Consider the following 4684-nt stretch of genomic DNA (forward strand, 5'->3'; position numbering starts at 1 on the left):
TGGACCTACGCCGACAAGCCAGAAACCAAGCCCGTGGCCTGAGAACACCGCTTACGACTCACATGGATGCCGGCCGAGTGAGCGATCTCTGAAACGCTTGCGCCTCGCTCGTCGCCGCGACCAGCCGCTCCTTCTGCTCCCGAGACCAGCGCCGACGGCGCTCGACCTACGTAAGGACCTCAATCTGATGCTTAGTCATAGGACTACTCCTAGTGCTTGCACTAGGACTTGCAGCCTTCAGCCTACCTCGGCAAGGCGGCCGTCACCGGAGGGCTACGTCGAGGATGAACTCGGTCTCCAGCGCCACTTTCCCACTTTCACGCGACCGACTGCTCAGCAAACAAGTTTTCCTTAGGTTCGGCCTATGCCGTGGTCGGTGTTGCTGCGTTAGACTGGCAGAATCCGCTTTAGCGCGTGCTGCGCGTTAAGCCGCCATCTGCTCCGCGCGCATTCTGGCGAGGACTTCTAATGCGCGCTCAAGCTCAATCGGTGTTTTGCTGACCGGGTCGAGATATTTGGCGTAAAGAATATAGGCTGCCGCAAAGACCTCATCGATGGAGAGTTTTCGGTTGCGGCGTGGATTCGGCTGGCGATCGTCTGTCAGCCCCCAACCGGAATAGAAAGGGCATCCCACCGTCGTCACTTTGATTCCGCGCAAGAGAGCCTCGAAACCCGAAAGCGAGGTGATGGTATAGACGTGATCGACGGTTTCAAGCGAATCAGCGAGGCTAATATCCTGCGTAAGGATCATCGCGATGTCGCGAACGAGCTCGGGCTTGGACTTCGCTTTGGCCGTGCCCTTCAATATTTCGGGGTGCGGCTTGTATATGATCTGAGCGTCCGGGTTTTCTGACGCTGCGAGGCGGACGAGGTCGTTGTTCGTCAGTTTTTTTGCGCAGCCGTAGGCGATCGATGCGTCGCGCTCCACCTGACCGATAACGAGCACGCGCTGTCGGGTCTTGTTGCCGTAAACCGAGGCGATATCGAGTGATCGACCGGAATTGTACTTGCTGAGCCGGCTCTTGAGGAGCTGCTCCCGGGCGGCCTTTGCACGGCTCACCAAGGCGCTGTCGCCCTCGAAATCGTAGGTCTTTAGAATGTCTTCGAGGTCGGTCGGACCGTTGGCGTTGAAATACATGTCCTGCGCGTCAAAGGCCAGCGAAAGCGGTGGTACCTTCAACGCGCCGAGTGCTACAGATCGGAGAAATCCGTCCTCGACATAGAGGAAGGGGATGCTGTGGCGGGCGCAGAATTCCTTCAGCCTTGGCGGCCCGTTATATTGCCAGGCCAACACTTTAGCCCGCGGATCGCGAAGGAGCCGACGCTTCCAATAGAGATCGAATTCGAATGGCAAAAGACGGGGACGCGAAGGGATCACGTGCGCATCTGGAAACCAGTCACGTATGTAGGCTTTCCAGCGACTGAAGCCGTACAGGAAAAGCGGAGGGCGTTCAGCATTCTGAGCGTGAACGGTCCTCGGCTTCCGGTGGTTCAAAGCCATTTCCATGCTCCAATCCGGGCCATTCTCAGACCGCTTCCTTCTTGCGCGTCTTAACTGTCACAGGACTCAACCATTTTCTAAAGCCCAACCACCCTTCTTACGTCGTCCAACCGTTGGGACCAGGTGTGTTCTGCGAGCACATAACGTGCGCCTGCCTCCGCACGCTCCAAGTCCCGGGGCGAGGGGCCCCTCTTCAATCTGGAGAACAAATCTGTGGCCTCGGCAAAATCCCTGACAACGTGGCAGTATTCCGAGAAGTATCGATCGACAGCTACAGTTGGATTTGTCACTGCAATTCCACCGCAAGCGAGAATCTCGACCAAGCGGCGCGAATACATTGACGGGGAGTCCTCAATCGTGTTCACGTTAAGTGATATTAGATGGTCTCTGTATACCTGAGCCGTGTCTGAATGCGGAATTGACGCTCGAACCTCTATTCCTTCAAACTCAGGGTATCGATAGTTTGCGGAATTGCGCTCAGAGTTCCGATCATAAACGACGGTCTTAACCCCGGCGGTTGCGCAGGCGGAAAACATTAGGTCCTGCCAATTGCGCCTAGCCTCGTGTATTTTTCGACTGTAACTTCCGACGAAATTTGCCTTATTGAATTTGAAATCAAATCCGCGAAAATAATGGGTGGCTGTTTGTACGGGAAACATTAACGTGTTTACCGTAGCCCCATCGCGGATTACTTTTTTGTATCTGTCCATGCAGTTCACATCGACAGTGAAGACGTGGTCAAATAATTCTGCGCTATCGATAAATCTATCAAAATGGACACCATCTTCTTTATTCCAGAAGACAGTCGGTATTCCGCGATCGCGAGCATACGACACGACCTTCTCTAGCTTTTTATTGTTGGTGTGCCCCCCTGGATACGATGCAACCTTATACTTCCACCGGCGTCTATGCCCCTCCCAAGCGGATTCAACGAACAACAAGTCCGGCTTCTGCAGGCGGAGCACCCATTTATAGTTCAGCGGCGTTAACGTCAGTACACGACATTCCTTTGACAAGCATGCCGCTGTAAGGCTGTCAGAAATTAGCGCAATGGTTAACTCACTTGTTCGCATTCACGGATTCCGATTTCTTATGTATTTCGGATCAAGTGGGCCGACCGGTCGACAAGGTCTGCCCGCCTAGAGGTGCCCGTACGAGCCTGGGGCGAAGCGTGTACTCAAAGAGCAGAGAGCATTAATCTCTCTGTATCAGCGCAATCTCACGCTTCACAGTCATCTCATAACCCGATTGGGATCGAACGCGCAGCGAAGCCGCCTCGGAGAGCTTGGTGAATTCAGCGGGATTGGAGTACAGACGCTCGACAGCATCGGCCATTGCGACATAGTCCTCCGCTGGTACCACGATCCCGCAACTTTCATCAACGAACTCTGGGATGCATGCCACATCGGTTGTGATTGGCACCAAGCCTGAAGACATTGCTTCGTCGCGTGAAACGCCCTGACTATCCATGCGCGTAGGCGACAAGAGAACACCAAAACCCTTGTGAATCTCCGCAATCTCTGGCTGAGGCAAGAAGCGGCGCTCTATTCGTACGTTTTCAAAGGCTCTTAGCGGAGCCGTCGTCTCCTCAAATAACTCCCCATCTCCGTAAAGGCAGAATGTAAGGTCTTTGAATATATCTCGCTTCGAAAGCTCGAGTATGGCAGATACAGTCAGATCATTGGCGTATACCCTGTTCGCATACGGCCTTATGGACAGAATCTTACCCCTTTTATCTTCGTTTTTCTCGTCATATCTAAATATGGTCGAGTCTATAAAATTGTGTACAACATGACTCGATTTATCTAGTCTGACTCCTATATCCTTCTGAGCTTCTTTCAGCAAGTACTCTGAAACAAATACAAAGTTCACATTGTCATTTGATTCGGAGAATACCTTCCGCCAGAGCACCTTGCGCTTGTCGCTTAATCGTTTCTGGCGGGTGATTTCTTGCTCCTCCATGCCCTCAAAATTGAAGGCCCGTCGCTGCCACACTTGAATCTCGGCTCCGTGGATCCAAATGGTAATTTTGATGGTATGAAGGTAGTCTCTCAGAACACTCCACATATTTTCGTCTAGCAAGTGTACCAACACATGCCTGACCTGCCCTGCCTGCAAAGTGGATCGAAGCAGTTCTGCGTCTCCCGTCGCGACGTCGATGCCTTCGAACTCGCGATAGCCGAAGGCATCTTTGCTGATGCGAAATACGTCAGAAACGAGCCCTTCTTTTTTGTAGGCACGAAGGCGACTGTGGAGGAAGCCATAGCGATATAGGTCGTCATAGGCAGGGTACTGCTTGGAGAGGACTAGGTACGGCGAGCGAACGGCAAGTGCTGCAGGCCGTTCTATCTGGTTCCCGAGCACTACGGCCTCGATCTTTGCCTCACCCGCTCCCTGCACCCGGAAGCCAAATCGAACTGTCGTACAATTCTCTGGAATAGCGAGTGAATGGCGACCGCCCGCCTTATTTATCTGGTGTGAAATCTTTGCGCCATCTCCGTCCCTAAACTCGAAAACGGTCCTCAAGTCCAGATCACCCCCGCAAACCAGTTCAAACTGGCTGTTCAGCACTAGGTTCAGTTCGTGCCTGTCAAACTCTCGCTGGCAGTAAAGATAGATGTGTTTGTCATTTGCGAGCTTGGAGCGCAATTGGAGTTTGCCGCCCTCCATTCGCAAGTCTACCCCACTTGTTGCCTTAAGCATGCCATTGAGTTGCGCAGCGCCTAGCTGCGGCAGCTCGTTAGGTTTTTGTGAAGTTGAACTGCCGGCCACCGACGGATTCTCCGCGATTGGCATTATTTGATCCGCTAACGAAGCGCCTTTGTCGGCAATCGTCAGGTCTTCAACGTCTGACCTGATGGATTCGGGTAAGCGAGCGCCACCTTCAATGTAATGGAATTCATCAGTCGCTAGCATTTCCTGAAGCCGAACAGTCGCGCCACCTGGATCAGTAATCGCTGAACCAATCCAATCCTCAGTGATGGTGGATGCTCGAACTAGCGCAGACCGAACAAACAATCTGTCTGTCGTGCGATACTGGCGCCCGTCTTCGTGAAAGGTAAGGCCGCCATTTTCCGCTTGATAGTGACTTACTTTTCCAAACGCCTTCGCCGGAGAATATCTTTGAGCTAGTGGACTGATCGAGACAAAAGAGTCCGTTTTTGATTCCCATCGCTCGTCGAA

Annotated in this window: 3 protein-coding genes; all 3 read right to left on the reverse strand. The window is 52.9% G+C overall.

All coding sequences use genetic code 11. The features are described 5' to 3' along the window. Positions 1 to 424: 424 nt before the first annotated feature. Positions 425 to 1501, reverse strand: coding sequence for a capsular polysaccharide export protein, LipB/KpsS family (locus tag ILFOPFJJ_RS30975; protein ID WP_173514312.1), 1077 nt, complete (start codon positions 1499 to 1501; stop codon positions 425 to 427). A 77-nt stretch (positions 1502 to 1578) separates the two neighbouring features. Next, complete coding sequence (locus tag ILFOPFJJ_RS30980) at positions 1579 to 2574, reverse strand: CgeB family protein (RefSeq protein ID WP_173514313.1); 996 nt, start codon at positions 2572 to 2574, stop codon at positions 1579 to 1581. Positions 2575 to 2695: 121 nt separating this feature from the next. Continuing rightward, on the reverse strand, positions 2696 to 4684 hold a 1989-nt coding region (locus ILFOPFJJ_RS30985), incomplete at its 5' end, for a glycosyltransferase family 4 protein (protein WP_173514314.1).

Source organism: Sinorhizobium psoraleae, assembly GCF_013283645.1.
GTDB classification, from domain to species: domain Bacteria; phylum Pseudomonadota; class Alphaproteobacteria; order Rhizobiales; family Rhizobiaceae; genus Sinorhizobium; species Sinorhizobium psoraleae.

Bases quoted from the DNA above. Each gene is read 5' to 3' on its own strand.
- ILFOPFJJ_RS30975 (WP_173514312.1), bottom strand. From the start codon at position 1,501: ATGGCTTTGAACCACCGGAAGCCGAGGACCGTTCACGCTCAGAATGCT.
- ILFOPFJJ_RS30980 (WP_173514313.1), bottom strand. From the start codon at position 2,574: ATGCGAACAAGTGAGTTAACCATTGCGCTAATTTCTGACAGCCTTACA.